The sequence below is a fragment of the Nitrosospira sp. TNL300 genome, from assembly GCF_055385915.1.
On record NZ_AP041005.1, the window covers coordinates 150,710 to 167,706 of the forward strand.

Sequence of the window (16,997 nt, forward strand, 5' to 3'; positions counted from 1 at the left end):
CGGGTCAGTTCAGAATCATGAAAATCGGTTCTCATATTCTCAAAAACAACCTTATCGTGGCGCCTATGGCGGGGGTGACTGATCGCCCGTTCAGGCAATTGTGCAAAAGCATGGGCGCCGGAATGGCTGTGTCCGAAATGGTGTCGAGCAATTCGCTCCTCTGGGGCTCGGAGAAGACACGGCGCCGCGCCAATCATGAAGGCGAGGTGGATCCGATCTCGGTGCAGATTGCCGGGGCCGACCCCGCGATGATGGCGGAAGCTGCGCGCTACAATGTCGCACAAGGAGCCCAGATCATCGACATCAACATGGGTTGTCCCGCCAAGAAGATTTGTAATGTCATGGCAGGCTCCGCATTGCTGCAGGACCCGTCGCTGGTGGGACGTATCCTGGATGCCGTCGTAGGCGCGGTGAGTGTACCTGTCACCCTCAAGATTCGCACCGGGTGGGACACCCAGCACAAGAATGCGCTCTCCATTGCCCGTATTGCGGAGAATGCGGGCATCCAGGTACTTGCCATCCATGGACGTACTCGCGCCTGTGCTTATACCGGTCATGCCGAATACGATACCATTGCGGCAGTAAAGGCTGAGGTGCGGATTCCCGTTGTCGCCAATGGGGACATTACGACACCGGAAAAAGCAAAACATGTTCTTGACTATACGGGAGCGGATGCCGTCATGATCGGCCGCGCAGCACAAGGCCGTCCCTGGATCTTTCGCGAGATCAGTCACTATCTCGCTACCGGTTCACACCTTCCTCTGCCCGAAGTGGCTGAGATTCACCGTGTACTCGTCGCACATTTGCACGATCTGTATAGCTTCTATGGCGAGTATTCGGGGGTGCGTATCGCCCGCAAGCATATTTCCTGGTACACCAAAGGACTGATCGGATCTGCCGGTTTCCGTCATGCCATGAACCAGCTGCAGTCTACTGACCAGCAGCTGTCTGCGGTTAACGACTTTTTCAGTGAGCTTGCCGGCTACGGGCGGCGACTGACCTACGTCGAGGCTGAGGAGTTGGTGGCATGAGCATAATCAACGAAAACGATATCGCGCGGTGCGTACGCAAAACAGTCGAAGATTACTTTAACGATCTCGACGGCGAAAAGCCGCATGCCATTCACGAAATGGTGATACGCAGCGTGGAAAAGCCTTTGATTGAACTGGTCATGGAACGAGCCGAGGGTAATCAAACCCGTGCGGCCGAATTGCTCGGCATCAACCGCAATACGCTGCGCAATAAAATGAAGCAGTATCAGATCAAATAGACGATCGGGCAAAGCTGCCGTTACCGCCTGAATGGTCAGTCGCAAGCGGGCCAGTTAATGTTGTAATGCACTACGCCACAGACCCGATCCTGATTCAGTAAAAATACGAATGTCGATTAAACAAGCCCTGATCAGTGTTTCAGATAAAAGCGGTGTTGTCGAGTTTGCGCAAGAGCTGCGCAAACTCGGAGTAGCCATCCTGTCTACCGGCGGCACCGCCAGGCTGCTGAGGGACGCCGGTGTTGCCGTGACCGAGGTCGGAGACTACACCGGATTCCCGGAGATGCTGGATGGACGAGTCAAAACCCTGCACCCCAGAATACATGGGGGCATTCTGGCAAGACGGGATTTGCCCGAGCATGTGTCTGCGCTGGAAAAGGCGGAAATTCCCCTGATCGATCTGGTGGTGGTGAATCTATATCCTTTCAGCCAGACAGTGGCGCGGCCGGATTGCAGCCTGGAAGAGGCCATTGAAAATATCGACATCGGCGGTCCGACCATGGTGCGCGCTGCTGCCAAGAACTACCAGAGCGTGGCCATAGTCACCGACCCGGCGGATTATCCCCTGTTACTTGACGAGATGAAGGCCGCCGGAGGCGCCGTCACGCCTGAGTTCCGGTTCCGGCTGGCGTGCAAGGCGTTTTCGCATACAGCCGCCTATGATGAAGCGATCAGGAACTATCTCACCTCCATCGAGGGGGAAAATGCACAACGCTGTACCTTTCTGGAACACCTGAATCTCAATTTCAGCCTGGTGCAGCCTCTGCGCTACGGGGAAAATCCGCATCAGGAGGCTGCCTTTTACCGTGACCCGCAACGCGTTCCCGGCAGCCTTGCAAGCTATAGCCAGCTGCAGGGCAAGGAGCTCTCTTACAACAACATCGCGGATGCGGATGCCGCCTGGGAATGCGTAAAGACGTTTGATTCTCCAGCCTGTGTCATCATCAAGCATGCCAATCCTTGTGGCGTGGCAGTCGCCGATTCGCCGCTCGCGGCTTACAAGCTTGCATTTGCCACCGATCCCACTTCCGCATTCGGCGGCATTATCGCTTTCAATCGCACGCTGGATGCCCCCGTTGCCGAAGCGGTGATGAGCCAGTTTGTCGAAGTGATCATCGCGCCGCAAGTGACCGACGAGGCAAGACAGATGCTCGCGCTTAAAACCAATGTGCGCGTGCTGACCGTGTCGCTTGACGTACCCTCTGAAACGGGGAACAACGCCTGCGACTTCAAACGTGTGGGGGGAGGATTGCTGGTGCAGACTCCAGACAGCCTCAACGTTACCGGAGACCAATTGAAGGTGGTGACCAAAGTCCAGCCGACGGCGCAGCAATTGCAGGACCTGCTGTTTGCCTGGCGGGTGGCGAAATTCGTCAAATCGAACGCAATCGTCTTTTGTGCCAATGGACAGACGCTCGGCGTGGGCGCCGGGCAGATGAGCCGGGTGGACAGCGCGCGCATTGCCTCGATCAAAGCCGGGAACGCTGGACTCACCCTGGCAGGCTCAGTGGTGGCTTCCGATGCCTTCTTCCCTTTCCGCGACGGACTGGATGTCGTCGTCCAGGCAGGCGCCGTGGCGGTGATCCAGCCGGGCGGCAGCGTACGCGACGAAGAGGTTATCGCTGCGGCAGATGAACAAGGGGTGGCGATGGTATTTACCGGTGTGCGTCATTTCAGGCATTGAAGCATGGAGCAAGGTTGTTCGATGCAAGTGCCGCCAAGTGCGTTTATAGTGCGTTGAATGCCTGGTGATATGGATTTCTTTGTTTCCAGGTTATTGATTTTTGCTTTCCTCATGAATACCTCGATCAACGCAACCAATACCGATAGGCGCGGTTAGCACAGGTCAACTTGCAAGGCTACCTTCAGTTCTGAATTAAGAGATATGAAACTACTTGTAATCGGCAGTGGAGCCCGAGAACACGCTCTGGCGTGGAAGCTGCTCGAGTCCTCGCATAAGAGGTTTCCCGCGACCGTATTTGTCGCTCCCGGCAATGCGGGCACCGAGCTCGAAAAAGACCTGAAGAACCTGCCCATCACCGCGATCCCGGATTTGATCGAATTCGCCAGAAAGGAATCGGTCGCGTTTACCGTCGTCGGGCCGGAAGCGCCGCTGGCGGAAGGTATCGTCGATGCCTTCCGTTCCGCTGGCCTGAAGATCTTCGGCCCCACCCAAAAGGCGGCGCAGCTGGAAACTTCCAAGGATTTCGCCAAGGCTTTCATGGGGCGCCATGGCATTCCTACCGCAGACTATGCCACCTTCAGTTCTGCTGCCAAGGCGCACCGGTATGTCGACAAGAAGGGCGTTCCCATCGTGATAAAAGCGGACGGGCTGGCGGCAGGCAAAGGCGTGGTCGTGGCGGCGACGCTGGAAGAAGCGCATGCCGCCGTGGACAAGATGCTGGGCGAAAAGCAGCCACGCAAGGCAGGACCGAAGATTGTGATCGAAGAATTTGTGGAAGGCGAGGAAATCAGTTTCATCGTCATGACCGATGGCCGTCATACCTTGCCGTTGGCCACGAGCCAGGATCACAAGCGCCTGGAGGAAGGCGACCAGGGGCCCAACACCGGCGGCATGGGCGCCTATTCGCCAGCGCCGTCGATTACGCCGACGCTCCACGGGAAAATAATGCGGGAAGTCATCCAGCCCGCGATAAACGGAATGGAAAAGGAAGGTGAGCGCTACACCGGTTTTCTTTATGCCGGGCTCATGATTACGCCTGGTGGCGGCATCAAGGTGCTGGAGTTCAACTGCCGCATGGGCGATCCGGAAGCCGAGGTCATCCTGTTGCGTCTCAAGAGCAATTTTATCACCCTCATCGAGCATGCCCTGGCGGGGAACCTGGACAAGATAGAGGCCGAGTGGGACCGGCGCACCGCGCTGGCGGTGGTTATGGCGGCGAGCGGATATCCCGATTCTCCCCGCAAGGGCGATGTCATCCAGGGGCTGACCACCTTGCCTGCAATGTTACCAGCGGAAAAGGACTATCATGTTTTCCATGCGGGTACCGGTACCACAGGGGGTGGTGAAAACGGGGAAGAGATCGTGACGGCCGGTGGGCGCGTTCTCTGTGTAGCTGCCTTGGGCGATAGCGTCAGGATGGCACAGCGCCGTGCCTACCAGATTGCCGGGCAGATCCATTTCGAGGGTTGCCAGATGCGCCCTGATATCGGGTATCGGGCCATTAATCACCGAAAATAGCAGTGGACGGGTGAAAGAAAAAAAGAATCAGCAGCAGACAAGTCTATGGGAGATCGCATGAGCACCGCGCAACAAGCCCGGGAGTTCTTCACGGGACTTCAGCAACGCATCGTGGAGGGACTGGAAAAAGTCGATGGCAAGCACTTCCGCCGTGATGAATGGGAGCGACCGGAAGGGGGCGGGGGCCTGAGCTGCGTGCTGGAAGAGGGTAATGTGCTGGAGCGCGGCGGAGTGAACTACTCGCACGTGTTCGGGGGAGGCCTGCCCGCCTCCGCTACTGCTGCGAGACCGGAACTGGCGGGAAGGGGTTTCGAGGCAATGGGAATGTCTCTCGTGCTGCATCCGCGTAACCCCTATGCTCCTACCGTGCATCTCAATGTGCGCTATCTGGAAGCGCGCAAGGAAGGCGCCGAGCCGGTATGGTGGTTCGGCGGCGGCATGGATCTCACGCCCTATTACGGCTTTGAAGAAGACGCAGTGCATTTTCACCAGACCTGCAAGGACGCGCTGCAACCATTCGGCGACGATTACCATTCACGCTTCAAGAAATGGTGCGACGAATATTTCTACCTCAAGCATCGCAGGGAGCCGCGCGGTATTGGCGGCATTTTCTATGATGACCTGAGTAAACCCGGTTTTGATGGCTGCTTCAACCTGACGAAGAGTGTGGGCAATCACTTCCTGGATGCGTACGTCCCGATCCTGGAGCGGCGGAAGAGCATGCCTTACGGCGAGCGCGAACGCGACTTTCAGGCTTACCGCCGTGGCCGTTACGTGGAATTCAATCTCGTGTGGGACCGGGGAACCCTGTTCGGCCTCCAATCAGGCGGACGTACCGAATCCATCCTCATGTCCCTGCCCCCGATCGTGAAATGGCGTTACGACTGGAAGCCGGCGCCGGGCAGCGCGGAAGATAAGCTCTATACGGATTTTCTGATCGGGAAGGACTGGGTGTAAGTGTTATAGCTCAATGCTGAAACTCCTGTTGCTCCACGACGTCATACTACGGCGCAACGGTTTGTTATAAAATATGCAATTAATGGGGACGTAGCTCAGCTGGGAGAGCGTCGCGTTCGCAATGCGAAGGTCGGGAGTTCGATCCTCCTCGTCTCCACCAACTCACCATCCTAAGAAGTCCTAATAAGTGCTATAAGCCCGCTAAATGCGGGCTTTTTCATATCTTTCTAAACGGGTTTGCCAAGAAAGCAGCCCGCTCCGGCGCATCTCATGCTACCGACGGCAATGATTCGGAGGCACGGGAGCACAAGCAGGCATTCTTAAGTTATCTGCGTTCGGGCAGGGATCGCAATCTCGAAGCCAAGGCGATGTCAACCGATAACGATCCGAACGGTGGGTATCTGGTACCCAAACAGATTGATGGCATAATCTCGAAAGCATTACGCGATCTCTCTCCAATGCGACAGATCGCCCGGGTCATCCAGGTTGAAACGGATGATTATTCCATACTGCATAGTGTCGGAGGCACTGCTTATGCCTGGGTAGGCGAGAGGCAAGAACGGCCTCAAACTGATGGCCCGAATTGACTGGCGAACCCGGTAACCAGCATTAAGTACTATGGAGTATTTTGAGCGCCTCTACTCCAATATTTAAATGCTTTTTATTTCACGACATGGAGCGATTCGTGTGCCTTATCCAGAGCAGGGTAACGATTAGGATCCATAAGACCCCATAATACGCTTTCAAGCTCGTCTAGGGGAATTCGGAGGTTCGCGGCTATCTCTTCTTTGGTTGTGCGCTCAGACCATAATTGCGTAAGCACTTTTCTCCAAACTGCGGAAGTTTCTCGCTCAATTCCATCCGGCTCTCCATGTCTAAATCCGCGCCGGCCCAACTCTATGCAGATAGATTTATATTGCCAGTCTGTAATATGACCTATCGTATGAAGACGATAAGCCATGGCCATTGCAGATACACGCCAGCGCTTTTTCACCTTTAAAATCGTTGATACTGACGTGAATCTTGGCACGTTTGCTCTTACGTCATTAAGTGGCATTAAGAAGGCGGATGCGAATTGATTGGCCTCACGCTCAGCAGGGCGACTTGGGTACGTTCCTCCGTGGCGATGGAGAACCAGATGGCCAAGCTCATGCGCGGCGTCTGTAATGCTGTGTTCCGCTGTCTTAAAGTTATTTAGAAATACGAATGGTTTATCGTCTTTCCAGAACGAAAAAGCATCTACAGATACGGTATTTTCAGATAAGGAGAAAACTCTTACGCCCTTGGCCTCTAAAAGGTGGATCATGTTTCCGATGGGCTTTTCTCCTATTCCCCAATATTGCCGTAATGATCTTGCGGCGACTTCCGGATCAGTCTCATAACTTAAGTCCAGAAGATCGGGGTTTGGCAGGCTAAATCTTTCTTCAATCCAGTGGGCAATTTCTAGTCCAATAACTCCCGCAGAAATGGCGGCGTCGCGTTCTTTTGCGCTCATTTTCGAAAGACTGCGAAAACTGACAGCACGGGTATCTATCGGCTCTGGATCATCCTGATAGAAGAATTCAATGGGGTAATTCAGGGTTTTCGCAAGCTTGCTAACAGTTACGCTCTCTGGCAAATTTTCACCATTTTCTAACCGAGATACCGTAACCGCAGTAATCCCGGTCGCTTCCGCAAGAGCTTTAGCCGTAAATCGCCGTCGTTGTCGAGCAAGACAAAGTCTTTTATAACTGAACATAGTAATCTCTGCTATTTACGAGCTACCGCCGGATCAAGATCGACGGCCGCATCATCCTCCTTAAGTCTTGTTACTGGACCTTCATCGGATCCGGGCGGTGCAAGATAAATGCGTTCCACGTATGCACTAAATGTTTTGTCCTTAATAACTGGGCGGGAGAGCTCAACCCCTCCTTCAGCATCAAGCATCAAATAATATGTAGCCCAATCGTCGCCATGACGAGGTGCGTAAATGGGCAAAATTCCAAATAAATTACCCGAGCAGGCCCGTTCAGCACCTGCTCCCTTTTCCGAACGTGGCTTTGGTGGAAAAACATCATCGCAAGCCATGTCGACGTTTGCGAAAATAACTTTGATCCTGGCGGAGTCATAGCGAATTGACTCAACTCCATCCGTCGAGTCCTGTTTCCATCCCTTATGGACAAACTCGTCGCGTAGCGCCCACGTGCCATGTAGATAAGCCAAAAGTCCGGGGGCATTACGTGGATGAAATTCTGTTGCTTCAGCGCTTGCCCCAATGGCTACTCCCCTTACCTTTAAAAGCCCCTTAAGCGTCAAGTGCAATTCTTTAAGGCGCCGCTCAATTTCAAAAGGCTCTCGGTATACGTGAGTCTCTACAACATTTTCCATATCAATTCATCCTTTTGTTAATTTTTTCTTCCATACAGTATGGTATAAAAAATTAACACCGTCAATTTTTTATATGGGATGAAAGGCAGAAGCCTCATCTGAACAAGGGCGTGCTGGAGGATGCCTGTTCGATCCTCCTCGTCTCCACCATTTCACTGTTCCACCAAGTCTTAAGAAGTCCTAGAAGTCCGCTAACTGGGGGCTTTTTCATTGGTTTTTCCTCCCGTCACGTCCCATCAAGCTCTATTGAATCCAGCACCTAGAGAGGGCATAATTTGGCGAAAAATACCCCCACCGGAACTTGATGTTGTAACAAGGCATTGAAAGAACTGTTGGCAGCAGACTGGTTGGAAGTGACACGGCAAGGCGGCAGACACAAGGCAACGCTCTACGCGCTGACGTTCTACGCAATAGACGATTGCAAGGGAAAGCTGGACGTGCGGTCTACCGGCAGCCCAAGAGGTACTTGGAAGAAAAACGAGCCGTTGCCACCTTTGCCAAAATTAAAAGTGGCAGCCCGACAGGGCGGTTAATTAATCTGTGAACGGTCCTGGTTCTTTTACTACCTGCGCCTTGCCATGAAGCTCACCACTCCAAGACCGGCGAGCAGCAGGGCATAGGACGAGGGCTCGGGAATCGTGGCAATGGCGACAATCTGCCCCAGGTTATTAATGCCGGTGACTCCTGAAATAACCCCCGATTGGAAACCCAGAAACGTATTAAGATCGGTCATTCCTACCCCATTAGGGCCCGTGATAAATGCATGCCTGACGCCTTCGGCTGTGTCGGCGAAGCCTACTACCCGTCCCTCGTCATTGATGTCGGCGGCTGCACTGGTAGGACCGCCCAGAGTACCGAGGTCGGTCATTCCTGCTCCGTTAGGGCCCGTGATAAAAGCATGATGCTGGCCGGCAGTCGTAGCTGACCGCCCCACCACCTGCCCAACATTATTTATAGCGCTTGCATCACTGAATGTTCCGCCTAGAGTACCGAGGTCGGTCATTCCCACCCCATTGGCACCCGTAATAAAAGCATGATCCCCACCTGAACCCGTACCTGACCCACCCACTACCTGTCCAGCATCATTGATGGCGATGGCGCGACTGTATCCTCCGCCCAAAGTACCGAGGCTGGTCTTACCGACGCCGTTAGGGCCAGTGATGAAAGCAAGTACGCTAGACTGCCCCACTACCTGCCCCGAACTGTTGATACCGTTTGCAGACGTGTTCGAGCCAAAATCTCCCAAAGTGCTGAGGTCCATAACGCCCATGCCATTCGGGCCGGTGATGTAACCACTATCAGGCGCATCGGGCGCGACTTGGGAAGTTCCTACTACCTGTCCGGCGTCGTTGATGTCTGAGGCAGTGACAAAGAACCCCGGCACGCCAAGGTTTCTAATGCCCATGCCATTTGGGCCGGTAATAAAAGCCTTCAAACTGGGCTCAAAATTCGGCGCTGGTTTGCCTAGAAAGGAACTACCCGCTACCTGTCCGGCATCGTTGATGGCACTAGCGAAAGTGTTTCCACCCAGGCGTCCTAGCTGGATCATCGCCTTGCTGTTGAGGTCAATTAGATACGAAACTGTCTGTTGCCCGAACACGGGAGACAACGAACCTGTTCCAAGGCTTAGGAGTGCTGCCAAGACAAGGCCGGAGCCTTTAAAGCTAAAGATAATTTTCATGGCGCAAGCGCTTAATTAAGAGTTGTCTGTCAGGAAATGCCCTTTACCTCATACTAGTAAATAGTAAACAAATATGGGCAAGGCAAAGAGGCTCGATTAAGCGGACATAACTGAAAATGTGCGTCTTTCGAACAACAGTGCCGTGTTGCAGGCAGCTCATGCGCATGCCATAAGGCCTGCCCCACCGGGCGGGTTAATAATTGGATGATTGACCCGCCAAGCGTACCAATCTTTTCCATGAGTTTAAGGATTGACCCCCCATGCGTAGCAATCGAGGTACTTTTTCAAAACCGATTGACCCGCCTAGCGTACACCTTTCTAGAATTACCAATCTATCCCATTCCTTCTTCCCATTCTTGTCTTAGGAAGGGGGAGAGTAAAAAGCCTAGCGCCTCTACGGGTAAACCGGGCGGGCACCTTCGCCTGCATATCCGCGAAATTGATAGGGGGGTGGGGTGCGTTTGATCCTTGTAGAGCAAGAACAGAAACCGGTCGTGCAGTAATTTATTTGCACGGGCAGTTGAAGAAAATGGTTTTTCCAGGGGGGCGGTAAAAAGTCTCCGATCTCTTAGGGTAAACCGGTCGGCTCGTTTTCCTTTCATAAACCGTTACAAAAAAAGGAAACAGCAGTCTAGTCGACCGCATGAATTTAAAATGAAAAATATCGTGCAAAACACTTTTCTCAAGTACATGACGCGTCGCACGTCTCCAGGGATCAGATTCTTCTGTGGTGACAGAAACGGGGTATCGGCTGGCAATGCGGATCTGCGGATCTCATGCGTGGGTTGAAGAAACCGGAACTCGTCCGCAAGGCGGATGAAGAACTCTCAGGCTTGTGCTGGCTGCCCGATTGCCTCAGGGCGGCCACGGTGCAGGAAGAGCAGTAAGCCCTTGCCCTACAGCCCCGGAAGGGCCTGCAGGCTCCGAGGTGGACGACCTGACAAGCATCCTGCATTTCGTGCCCCTTGATAATTCAAATCCTTGATCTACACTCAAAGCAGGAGTATTGCTTTTTGATAGCCTGGCAGTCCCACCTTTTGTTGAGAGAACCGGGAAGGATTATCATGAAAATCACCCTTGGCTTCAAAATCCGTCGCTTTGTTCTGGCTGCGGCATTTTCTGCTGGTGTGGGTTTCGCCACCAGCGCCTCCGCACAACAAGCGGTACATTCATACCTCATTGATCTCAACAGCAAGACCGTAACTGATATTGGCACCTTGGGTGGTACTTTCACCACTGCTACCGCCATCAACGACGCCGGGCAGGTGGTGGGTTATTCTGACACGGCGGGAGGGTCTTACCCATTTACCCATGCTTTTATCACCGGCCCCGATGGGATGGGCATGAGAGACCTTGGCACTTTCGGTGGTCTCAGCCTCGCTTATGGCATCAACGACGCCGGGCAGGTGGCGGGTACCTCTGAAACGGATGAAGGCGTTCCCCGTGCTTTCGTCACCGGCCCCGATGGGATGGGTATGAGAGACCTTGGCACCTTGGACGGCGGTTTCAGCCAAGGTTTCGGCATCAACGATGCCGGGCAGGTGGTGGGCCGTGCTGGGACGCCTCCAGGGCAATCGCCTGCTTTCATCACCGGCCCCAACGGGATGGGTATGAGGGCTCTCAACGACCCGGACCGTAACGGTATTGCTTTTGGGATCAACAATGCTGGGCAGGTGGTGGTCTCGTATCAAGTGAATGACGCTCCCCATGCTTTCATCACCGGCCCCGACGGGATGGGTATGAGGGATCTCGGCACTTTGGGAGGTTCTATCAGCAGTCCTTCCGCCATCAACGAGGCCGGGCAGGTGGTGGGTACCTCTGTCACGGCTGAAAGCCTCGTTGACCATGCCTTTATCACCGGTCCTGATGGGGTGGGAATGAGGGACTTGGGCACTTTAGGCGGGAGTACCTCTGCTTTCGGCATCAACGATGCCGGACAGGTGGTGGGTCTTTCTCTCACCGCGGGAGGGTCTTACCCATTTACCCATGCTTTTGTCACCGGTCCCAATGGGGTGGGTATGATGGATCTTAATTCCCTGGTTAATCTACCCGAAGGGGTGCTTCTAACGGAAGCCAGGGACATTAATAACTCAGGGCAGGTTGTTGCCATCGGACTCATCCCGGAGCCTGAGATATATGCGCTCTTTCTTGCGGGTTTGGGCCTGATCGGATTTATGGCCCGGCGAAAAAAAACGGGTTAGGTGACTTTAGCCGAGGTGGGCCTACCTGTGGGGGGCAAATAATTTCCGGCCAAATAACTCCCGACAGGCTGTAGCGGGACCTGTTGCTTGGATCGAGGAATAGGAAATGCAAAGGTACTTCCGCGCCTTTCCCCTGTGCCGGTATTGCGAGCTGTGTTAAAAATCTAGCAAACCTTTTTTAAACATGGGTTCCGCTTCCGTATTCTCGCGCAAGTGTTAGCAACTCGAATAATTCGTTTTCGTGGGAAGGGAATCACGGATGGGGGCACAATTGGGGGCATATTGCCCTTGATGTTTTTATACTTTGGCTATTGACGCGGGTTTTGCGCATTTGTTCGATAGACCTCGTTCCAAAGTACAAAGCCAGGCGGCCACCGCCATTGGCGCACAGGGAAATTTTTCCCGCAAACCCTTCCGTACCGGCCGAGTGTCCCGAGTGGGTGTTCCAAACCAGGCTGGCTATGGCTTTTAAACTCCGTATTTACATACCGGAACCGCCCCGGCGGGGTCTGTATTATCCTCTCCACTTTCCCCCGATTTGCGAACTTTTCGCCCCGTAAGCCAGGTTTGTAGAAGCCTTCAACGGAAGGCGTTACAATTGTTGTCGGCTCCTGTTTGTCCGCTTGAAGTGTGCCCACTTGTCTGATGCTACCAACGCCAAGTCTGAGACCTATGACGAGTTTTTCGACGGCTCTAGGTGTGCGACGCCGTTTCGCGAAGTTGGATAAGCTGATACGCAACGCGAGACAGCGACCGTGATCTTGCCTGAGCAATCGCCTTAAACATAGGTGCGAGGTATCCCCCGCGATTCCAGTCGCTCATCAATTTTCGATTAGCCCAATTTTCGGATAGCGCCAACAGATGAATGTTCCATGAAAATTCTCGAATATGTTGGTCTCGACACCTCTCGTGTCAAGGCGGCCTACCTTAAGGTGACAGAGGCCATCGCCCGTGGTGACTTCCGTGCCGCTCAAGTAAAGAAACTCTCCAGCCTCACCCACGGCAAGTTCTACCGGGCAAAGCTTGACGACGCCAACCGGCTGCTATTTTCCCTCGTGCGCCATGCCGACGAGGTGTGCGCTCTCATGCTCGAGGTCATCGAGAATCATGATTACGACAAGAGCCGCTTCCTGCGGGGCGCGGCAATCGATGAAACCAGGATTGCCGACATCGACGCCAGTGAAGCGATCCGTGAAGCGCTGCCCATGCGCTACCTGCATCCTTCCCGTCGCGACATTCATTTGCTGGACAAACCGATTTCTTTCGATGACGCGCAGCAAGCCATCTATCATCTGCCGCCGCTCATCGTTGTCGGTTCCGCCGGCAGTGGCAAGACTGCCCTGACTCTGGAAAAGCTCAAGCACGCCGAAGGCGAGATACTATACGTCACCCATTCCGCTTATCTCGCCAGCAACGCCCGCGATCTCTATTACGCCAACGGTTTTGAGCATGCCGGTCAGGACGCGGTATTTCTGTCCTACCGCGAGTTCATTGAGTCGATCCGCGTGCCGGCAGGGCGGGAGGCCGGCTGGCGCGATTTCGCCCAATGGTTCGGCCGCCTGCGCCAGGCTTTTCGCGACATCGACGGTCACCAGTCTTTCGAGGAGATTCGTGGTGTGATTTCCGCAGGGGCGGATGGCCTGCTCACCCGGGAGGGCTACCGAACCCTGGGTGTGCGCCAATGTATCTTCCCGGAAAGCGAGCGCGACCGGGTCTACGATCTTTTTGAGAAGTACCGGGTATGGCTGGCGGAGGCTAAGCTCTACGACGTCAACCTCGTCGCGCAGGACTGGCAGGTGCTGGCAGCGCCGCGTTACGACTTCATCATCCTCGATGAGGTTCAGGACCTTACCGCGGTGCAACTGACGTTTGTGCTCAGGACATTGAAGAAGTCAGGCCATTTTCTGCTATGTGGCGATTCGAATCAGATCGTCCATCCCAACTTCTTCGCCTGGAGCCGGGTGAAGAGCCTGTTCTGGCGTGACCCGCAACTTGCCGAGCGGCAGGAATTGCGCGTACTCACCGCCAATTTCCGTAATGGCCGCGAGGCGACACGCATCGCCAATACCCTGCTCAAGATCAAGCACAGGCGTTTCGGCTCCATCGATCGGGAGAGCAACTTCCTGGTCGACGCGGTGGGCGGCGAAGGCGGGCAGGTGGCGCTGCTGCCGGACAAGGACAATGTCAAGCGTGATCTGGACCAGAAGATTCGCCAGTCGACACAATTCGCCGTGCTGGTGATGCGTGACGAGGACAAGATCGAAGCAAAGAAGCATTTTTCCACGCCACTGCTTTTTTCCGTCCACGAAGCCAAAGGGCTGGAATACGATAACATCGTACTCTATCGCTTCGTCTCCGATCATCGAGCCGAGTTTACCGATATTGTGGAGGGCGTGGATAAATGCGATCTGGCCACTGATGCGCTGGCGTACCGCCGCGCCAGGGACAAGAGCGACAAGTCGCTTGAAGTCTACAAATTCTTCGTCAATGCGTTGTATGTGGCGCTTACGCGGGCGGTGAAGAATTTGTATCTCATTGAATTCGACATGGGGCATCCCCTCTTCAATCTGCTCGACGTTGCAGAAGAAGGATCGATCAAGATCGAGGCCAAGCAGGCAACGGTGGAGGATTGGCAGAAGGAGGCTCGAAAGCTCGAATTGCAGGGCAAGCAGGAACAGGCCGATGCCATCCGGCACAGCATCCTGAAGCAGACTCCGCCACCGTGGCCGGTGTTCGATGAAACAAAGGTGCGGGAATTGCTCATCAAGGTATTCCGCGAACGGGCGCCGGGCGGCAAGCCCAGGCAACAGCTCTACGAAGTTGCCACCTGCTACGACGAACCGGTACTCGCTGCCTGGCTGGAGCAGGAGGCTGGCTTCACTGGTGTGAAGAGCTTTTCAATGCAGCGTGCGAGCCTCGGACGTAAAAGCTACGTCAGTTATTTCTCGGGCAATTTCAAGGAAATTTTGCGGCAGTGCGACCGGCATGGTATCGAACACCGTCTGCCGATGAATCAGACACCGCTCATGGCGGCCGCGTCAGCCGGCAACGTGCCGTTGGCCGAAGCCCTGATACAACGTGGCGCAAACCGGGAAACGACCGATCACTATGGCCGCAACGCGCTCCATTGGGCGATGCTGGAGGCGTTCCGTGACCCGAAATTCGCAAAGGGTCCGTTTGCCGCCCTCTATGAACTCCTGGCCCCGTCAAGCGTCGATGTGAATACCGGCGAGCGACTGGTGCGCATCGGCCGGCATCTGTCCGAATACTTCCTTTTTCAGACCTTGTGGGCGCTGTTCAAATCACGCTTCACGCACCGCCAGCGGCGACCCTACGGCGCATTCGAAACGCAGGCGATCCTGGACGCCTGGCAGCATCTGCCAGCCAACGTGGTTCGGCCGGAACGCAACAAACGGCAACATCTCTCCGGTGTGCTTGCAAGAAACGAAGTGACGCGGGAGTACCCTACAACCGCGATCTCTTCAAACGGATGGAGCAGGGCTGGTACCAGTTCAACCCGGCGCTCTCCGGGCGCCGCCGGCAGGGAGAGGAAGAAACCTGGGTGCCTATCTACCAGGCGCTCAATCTACCCTTCATCAGCGAATTCGCCAAGGATTTTGTCTGGAACCGCATCGACGAATATCTGGCGCTGTCGGGGCTGCCCGATCGCACAGTGTCGATTGCTGCCGAGCGCAAGCAGGCGGCCGAATATGAACAAAAGCAACGGGAGGCCGAACAGCATGCGGTACTCGAACGGTGGAGGGCCGAGCAGGAGGCGCCGAAATGGGGCACCCCTGAGGCCAAGCAACGTGAGATTGAACGGATTCGAGCCGAAATCAAAGCGAGGCAAAAGAGCTAATGTAAAATTAGACAATTGACCATCACACTGTCGAACAGCGGACTCGACCGCCCGGCACAGGCTACATATTGGATGAGTTGTCAAAAACCGCCGAAGCGCTGGCCAAGTTTCAAGGGTCGTTCGGCCCGCCGATTCACTTGCATTTGCGATCCTCAATGATCGCAACCGCAAAGAACCGTGTTGGTTAGCTTGACCTCATAGCCCGACGCCACCAATCCATCGGTCAGCCGGTACCAGTTGCAGGTGGATTCGATTACTACCCCGGCCAGTTCGGCCCTGTGTGGTTCCAGCAGCGCAACAATCTTGCTCAGATCGTTCGGACAGCGCCGACTGGCGACGATCTTGTCCATTTCGCCGGTAATCACTACAGAATCAAGCGCGCAACAGACCGAACAGGTTTTTCGGGTCGGCCATGTCCGGGATCAGCGCGACCTTCTCGCCCAGCCCCATCTCGCGCGCGCAGCGCTCGACCAGGCATAGCGCGGAAAAGTCCTGCAGCGCGAAGCCGACCGAGTCGAACACAGTGATCTCGGCGCCGCTGGTACGGCCCTCGGCGGCGCCGGTCAGCACCTGCCACAGCTCGGTGACGGCGAAGTCGGCTGGCATCTGCTGCAGGTCGCCCTCCAGGCGCGTCTGCGGCTCGTACTCGACAAACACCTTGGCGCGCGCCAGCACTCCGGCCGCCAGCTCGGTCTTGCCCGGGCAGTCGCCGCCGACCGCGTTGACGTGCATGCCCGCCTCGAGTATGTCTTCACTGATGATGATTGCCAGCGCCTTCTCGGCGGTGATGGTTGTGACGATGTCGGCGCCTTGCACTGCTTCGCGTGTGCTGTGGCAGACAGTCAGCCTTAGCCCATCAGTCCCGGCCAGGTTATCCAGCAGCTTGGAGGTAGCAGCTGGGTCGATGTCGTAGAGGCGGATGTCGGCAATGCCCATCAGGTGGTGGAACGCCAGCGCCTGGAATTCGCCCTGCGCGCCGTTGCCGATCAGCGCCATCGTACGGCTGCCCGGACGAGCCAATATACGCGCGGCCACCACCGAGGTCGCCGCGGTGCGGAACGCCGTGATCAGCGTCAGTTCGCTCAGCAGCCGCGGTATGCCGGTCGCCACGTCGGCGAGCACGCCAAACGCCATCACCGTCGGCAGCCCGATGCGGGTGTTGGAAGGGTGGCCGTTGACATACTTGAAGCTGTACGTGCGTGCGTCCGAGATCGGCATCAGCTCGATCACGCCGAGCTCGGAGTGGCTGGCGACACGAGCGCTCTTGTCGAACTCGTCCCAGCGATGGAGATCGTCCTCGATCTGCCGGGCCAGACCGCCGATGAAGTGCGGCAGACCTTGGTGCGCGACGATGCGGGCGATATCGTGGGGGGTCAGCAGCAGGATCATGGCGGCGCATCCTCGTGATGGGTGTTGGGATACTTTTATTTTGGGGGAGAATCCCGGCAATAGAAAGCGGC

At 55.3% G+C, this 16,997-nt stretch carries 13 protein-coding genes and 1 tRNA gene; 9 read left to right on the top strand and 5 right to left on the bottom strand.

Annotated features, from left to right (window positions below):
- Positions 1-17: 17 nt before the first annotated feature.
- The 7 genes from dusB (at position 18) to ACZ5BW_RS00750 (ending at position 6,016) form a co-directional block, all read left to right on the top strand.
- Positions 18-1,031 (top strand): tRNA dihydrouridine synthase DusB, encoded by a 1,014-nt coding sequence (gene dusB / locus ACZ5BW_RS00720; protein ID WP_464541538.1) that lies wholly within the window; start codon positions 18-20, stop codon positions 1,029-1,031.
- Positions 1,028-1,270, top strand: a complete 243-nt coding sequence (locus ACZ5BW_RS00725) for a helix-turn-helix domain-containing protein (protein WP_074975286.1) — start codon at positions 1,028-1,030, stop codon at positions 1,268-1,270. The genes dusB and ACZ5BW_RS00725 overlap by 4 nt, the downstream gene beginning before the upstream one ends.
- 109 nt (positions 1,271-1,379) lie before the next feature.
- The gene (purH, locus tag ACZ5BW_RS00730) at positions 1,380-2,954 is read left to right on the top strand and encodes a bifunctional phosphoribosylaminoimidazolecarboxamide formyltransferase/IMP cyclohydrolase (RefSeq protein ID WP_464541541.1); all 1,575 of its coding nucleotides are present in this window, start codon (positions 1,380-1,382) and stop codon (positions 2,952-2,954) included.
- Positions 2,955-3,155: 201 nt separating this feature from the next.
- Entirely contained in the window at positions 3,156-4,472 is a 1,317-nt protein-coding gene (gene purD / locus ACZ5BW_RS00735) for a phosphoribosylamine--glycine ligase (RefSeq protein WP_464541543.1), read from the top strand.
- Between the two features lie 57 nt (positions 4,473-4,529).
- Complete coding sequence (hemF, locus tag ACZ5BW_RS00740) at positions 4,530-5,429, top strand: oxygen-dependent coproporphyrinogen oxidase (protein ID WP_464541545.1); 900 nt, start codon at positions 4,530-4,532, stop codon at positions 5,427-5,429.
- 84 nt (positions 5,430-5,513) lie between these two features.
- A tRNA-Ala gene (locus ACZ5BW_RS00745) sits at positions 5,514-5,589 on the top strand.
- 61 nt (positions 5,590-5,650) lie between these two features.
- Entirely contained in the window at positions 5,651-6,016 is a 366-nt protein-coding gene (locus ACZ5BW_RS00750) for a phage major capsid protein (RefSeq protein WP_464543743.1), read from the top strand.
- 74 nt (positions 6,017-6,090) lie between these two features.
- Here the strand turns inward: ACZ5BW_RS00750 and ACZ5BW_RS00755 are convergent, their stop codons facing one another.
- From ACZ5BW_RS00755 to ACZ5BW_RS00765, 3 genes are all read right to left on the bottom strand, one after another.
- Positions 6,091-7,167: a helix-turn-helix domain-containing protein gene (locus ACZ5BW_RS00755; protein WP_464541548.1), complete on the bottom strand. Its 1,077-nt coding sequence runs from the start codon at positions 7,165-7,167 to the stop codon at positions 6,091-6,093.
- Between the two features lie 11 nt (positions 7,168-7,178).
- Complete coding sequence (locus ACZ5BW_RS00760) at positions 7,179-7,796, bottom strand: hypothetical protein (protein WP_464541550.1); 618 nt, start codon at positions 7,794-7,796, stop codon at positions 7,179-7,181.
- A gap of 562 nt (positions 7,797-8,358) precedes the next feature.
- Positions 8,359-9,477 (bottom strand): PEP-CTERM sorting domain-containing protein, encoded by a 1,119-nt coding sequence (locus ACZ5BW_RS00765; protein ID WP_464541552.1) that lies wholly within the window; start codon positions 9,475-9,477, stop codon positions 8,359-8,361.
- A gap of 1,064 nt (positions 9,478-10,541) precedes the next feature.
- On the opposite strand from ACZ5BW_RS00765, the gene ACZ5BW_RS00770 reads away from it, so the two are divergent.
- Positions 10,542-11,678: a PEP-CTERM sorting domain-containing protein gene (locus tag ACZ5BW_RS00770; RefSeq protein ID WP_464541555.1), complete on the top strand. Its 1,137-nt coding sequence runs from the start codon at positions 10,542-10,544 to the stop codon at positions 11,676-11,678.
- Positions 11,679-12,550: 872 nt separating this feature from the next.
- On the top strand, positions 12,551-15,556 hold the full coding sequence (locus tag ACZ5BW_RS00775; protein WP_464541559.1) for an ankyrin repeat domain-containing protein: 3,006 nt from the start codon (positions 12,551-12,553) through the stop codon (positions 15,554-15,556).
- Positions 15,557-15,689: 133 nt separating this feature from the next.
- Here the strand turns inward: ACZ5BW_RS00775 and ACZ5BW_RS00780 are convergent, their stop codons facing one another.
- A complete protein-coding gene (locus tag ACZ5BW_RS00780; RefSeq protein WP_464541562.1) occupies positions 15,690-15,902 on the bottom strand; it encodes a hypothetical protein in 213 nt (70 codons plus the stop codon).
- A gap of 7 nt (positions 15,903-15,909) precedes the next feature.
- The gene (locus tag ACZ5BW_RS00785; protein ID WP_464541564.1) at positions 15,910-16,926 is read right to left on the bottom strand and encodes an ornithine cyclodeaminase; all 1,017 of its coding nucleotides are present in this window, start codon (positions 16,924-16,926) and stop codon (positions 15,910-15,912) included.
- Between the last annotated feature and the right edge of the window lie 71 nt (positions 16,927-16,997).

Bases quoted from the DNA above. Each gene is read 5' to 3' on its own strand.
- ACZ5BW_RS00775 (WP_464541559.1), top strand. From the start codon at position 12,551: ATGAAAATTCTCGAATATGTTGGTCTCGACACCTCTCGTGTCAAGGCG.
- hemF (WP_464541545.1), top strand. From the start codon at position 4,530: ATGAGCACCGCGCAACAAGCCCGGGAGTTCTTCACGGGACTTCAGCAA.
- ACZ5BW_RS00770 (WP_464541555.1), top strand. From the start codon at position 10,542: ATGAAAATCACCCTTGGCTTCAAAATCCGTCGCTTTGTTCTGGCTGCG.
- purD (WP_464541543.1), top strand. From the start codon at position 3,156: ATGAAACTACTTGTAATCGGCAGTGGAGCCCGAGAACACGCTCTGGCG.
- ACZ5BW_RS00755 (WP_464541548.1), bottom strand. From the start codon at position 7,167: ATGTTCAGTTATAAAAGACTTTGTCTTGCTCGACAACGACGGCGATTT.
- dusB (WP_464541538.1), top strand. From the start codon at position 18: ATGAAAATCGGTTCTCATATTCTCAAAAACAACCTTATCGTGGCGCCT.
- ACZ5BW_RS00785 (WP_464541564.1), bottom strand. From the start codon at position 16,926: ATGATCCTGCTGCTGACCCCCCACGATATCGCCCGCATCGTCGCGCAC.
- purH (WP_464541541.1), top strand. From the start codon at position 1,380: ATGTCGATTAAACAAGCCCTGATCAGTGTTTCAGATAAAAGCGGTGTT.
- ACZ5BW_RS00765 (WP_464541552.1), bottom strand. From the start codon at position 9,477: ATGAAAATTATCTTTAGCTTTAAAGGCTCCGGCCTTGTCTTGGCAGCA.
- ACZ5BW_RS00725 (WP_074975286.1), top strand. From the start codon at position 1,028: ATGAGCATAATCAACGAAAACGATATCGCGCGGTGCGTACGCAAAACA.
- ACZ5BW_RS00760 (WP_464541550.1), bottom strand. From the start codon at position 7,796: ATGGAAAATGTTGTAGAGACTCACGTATACCGAGAGCCTTTTGAAATT.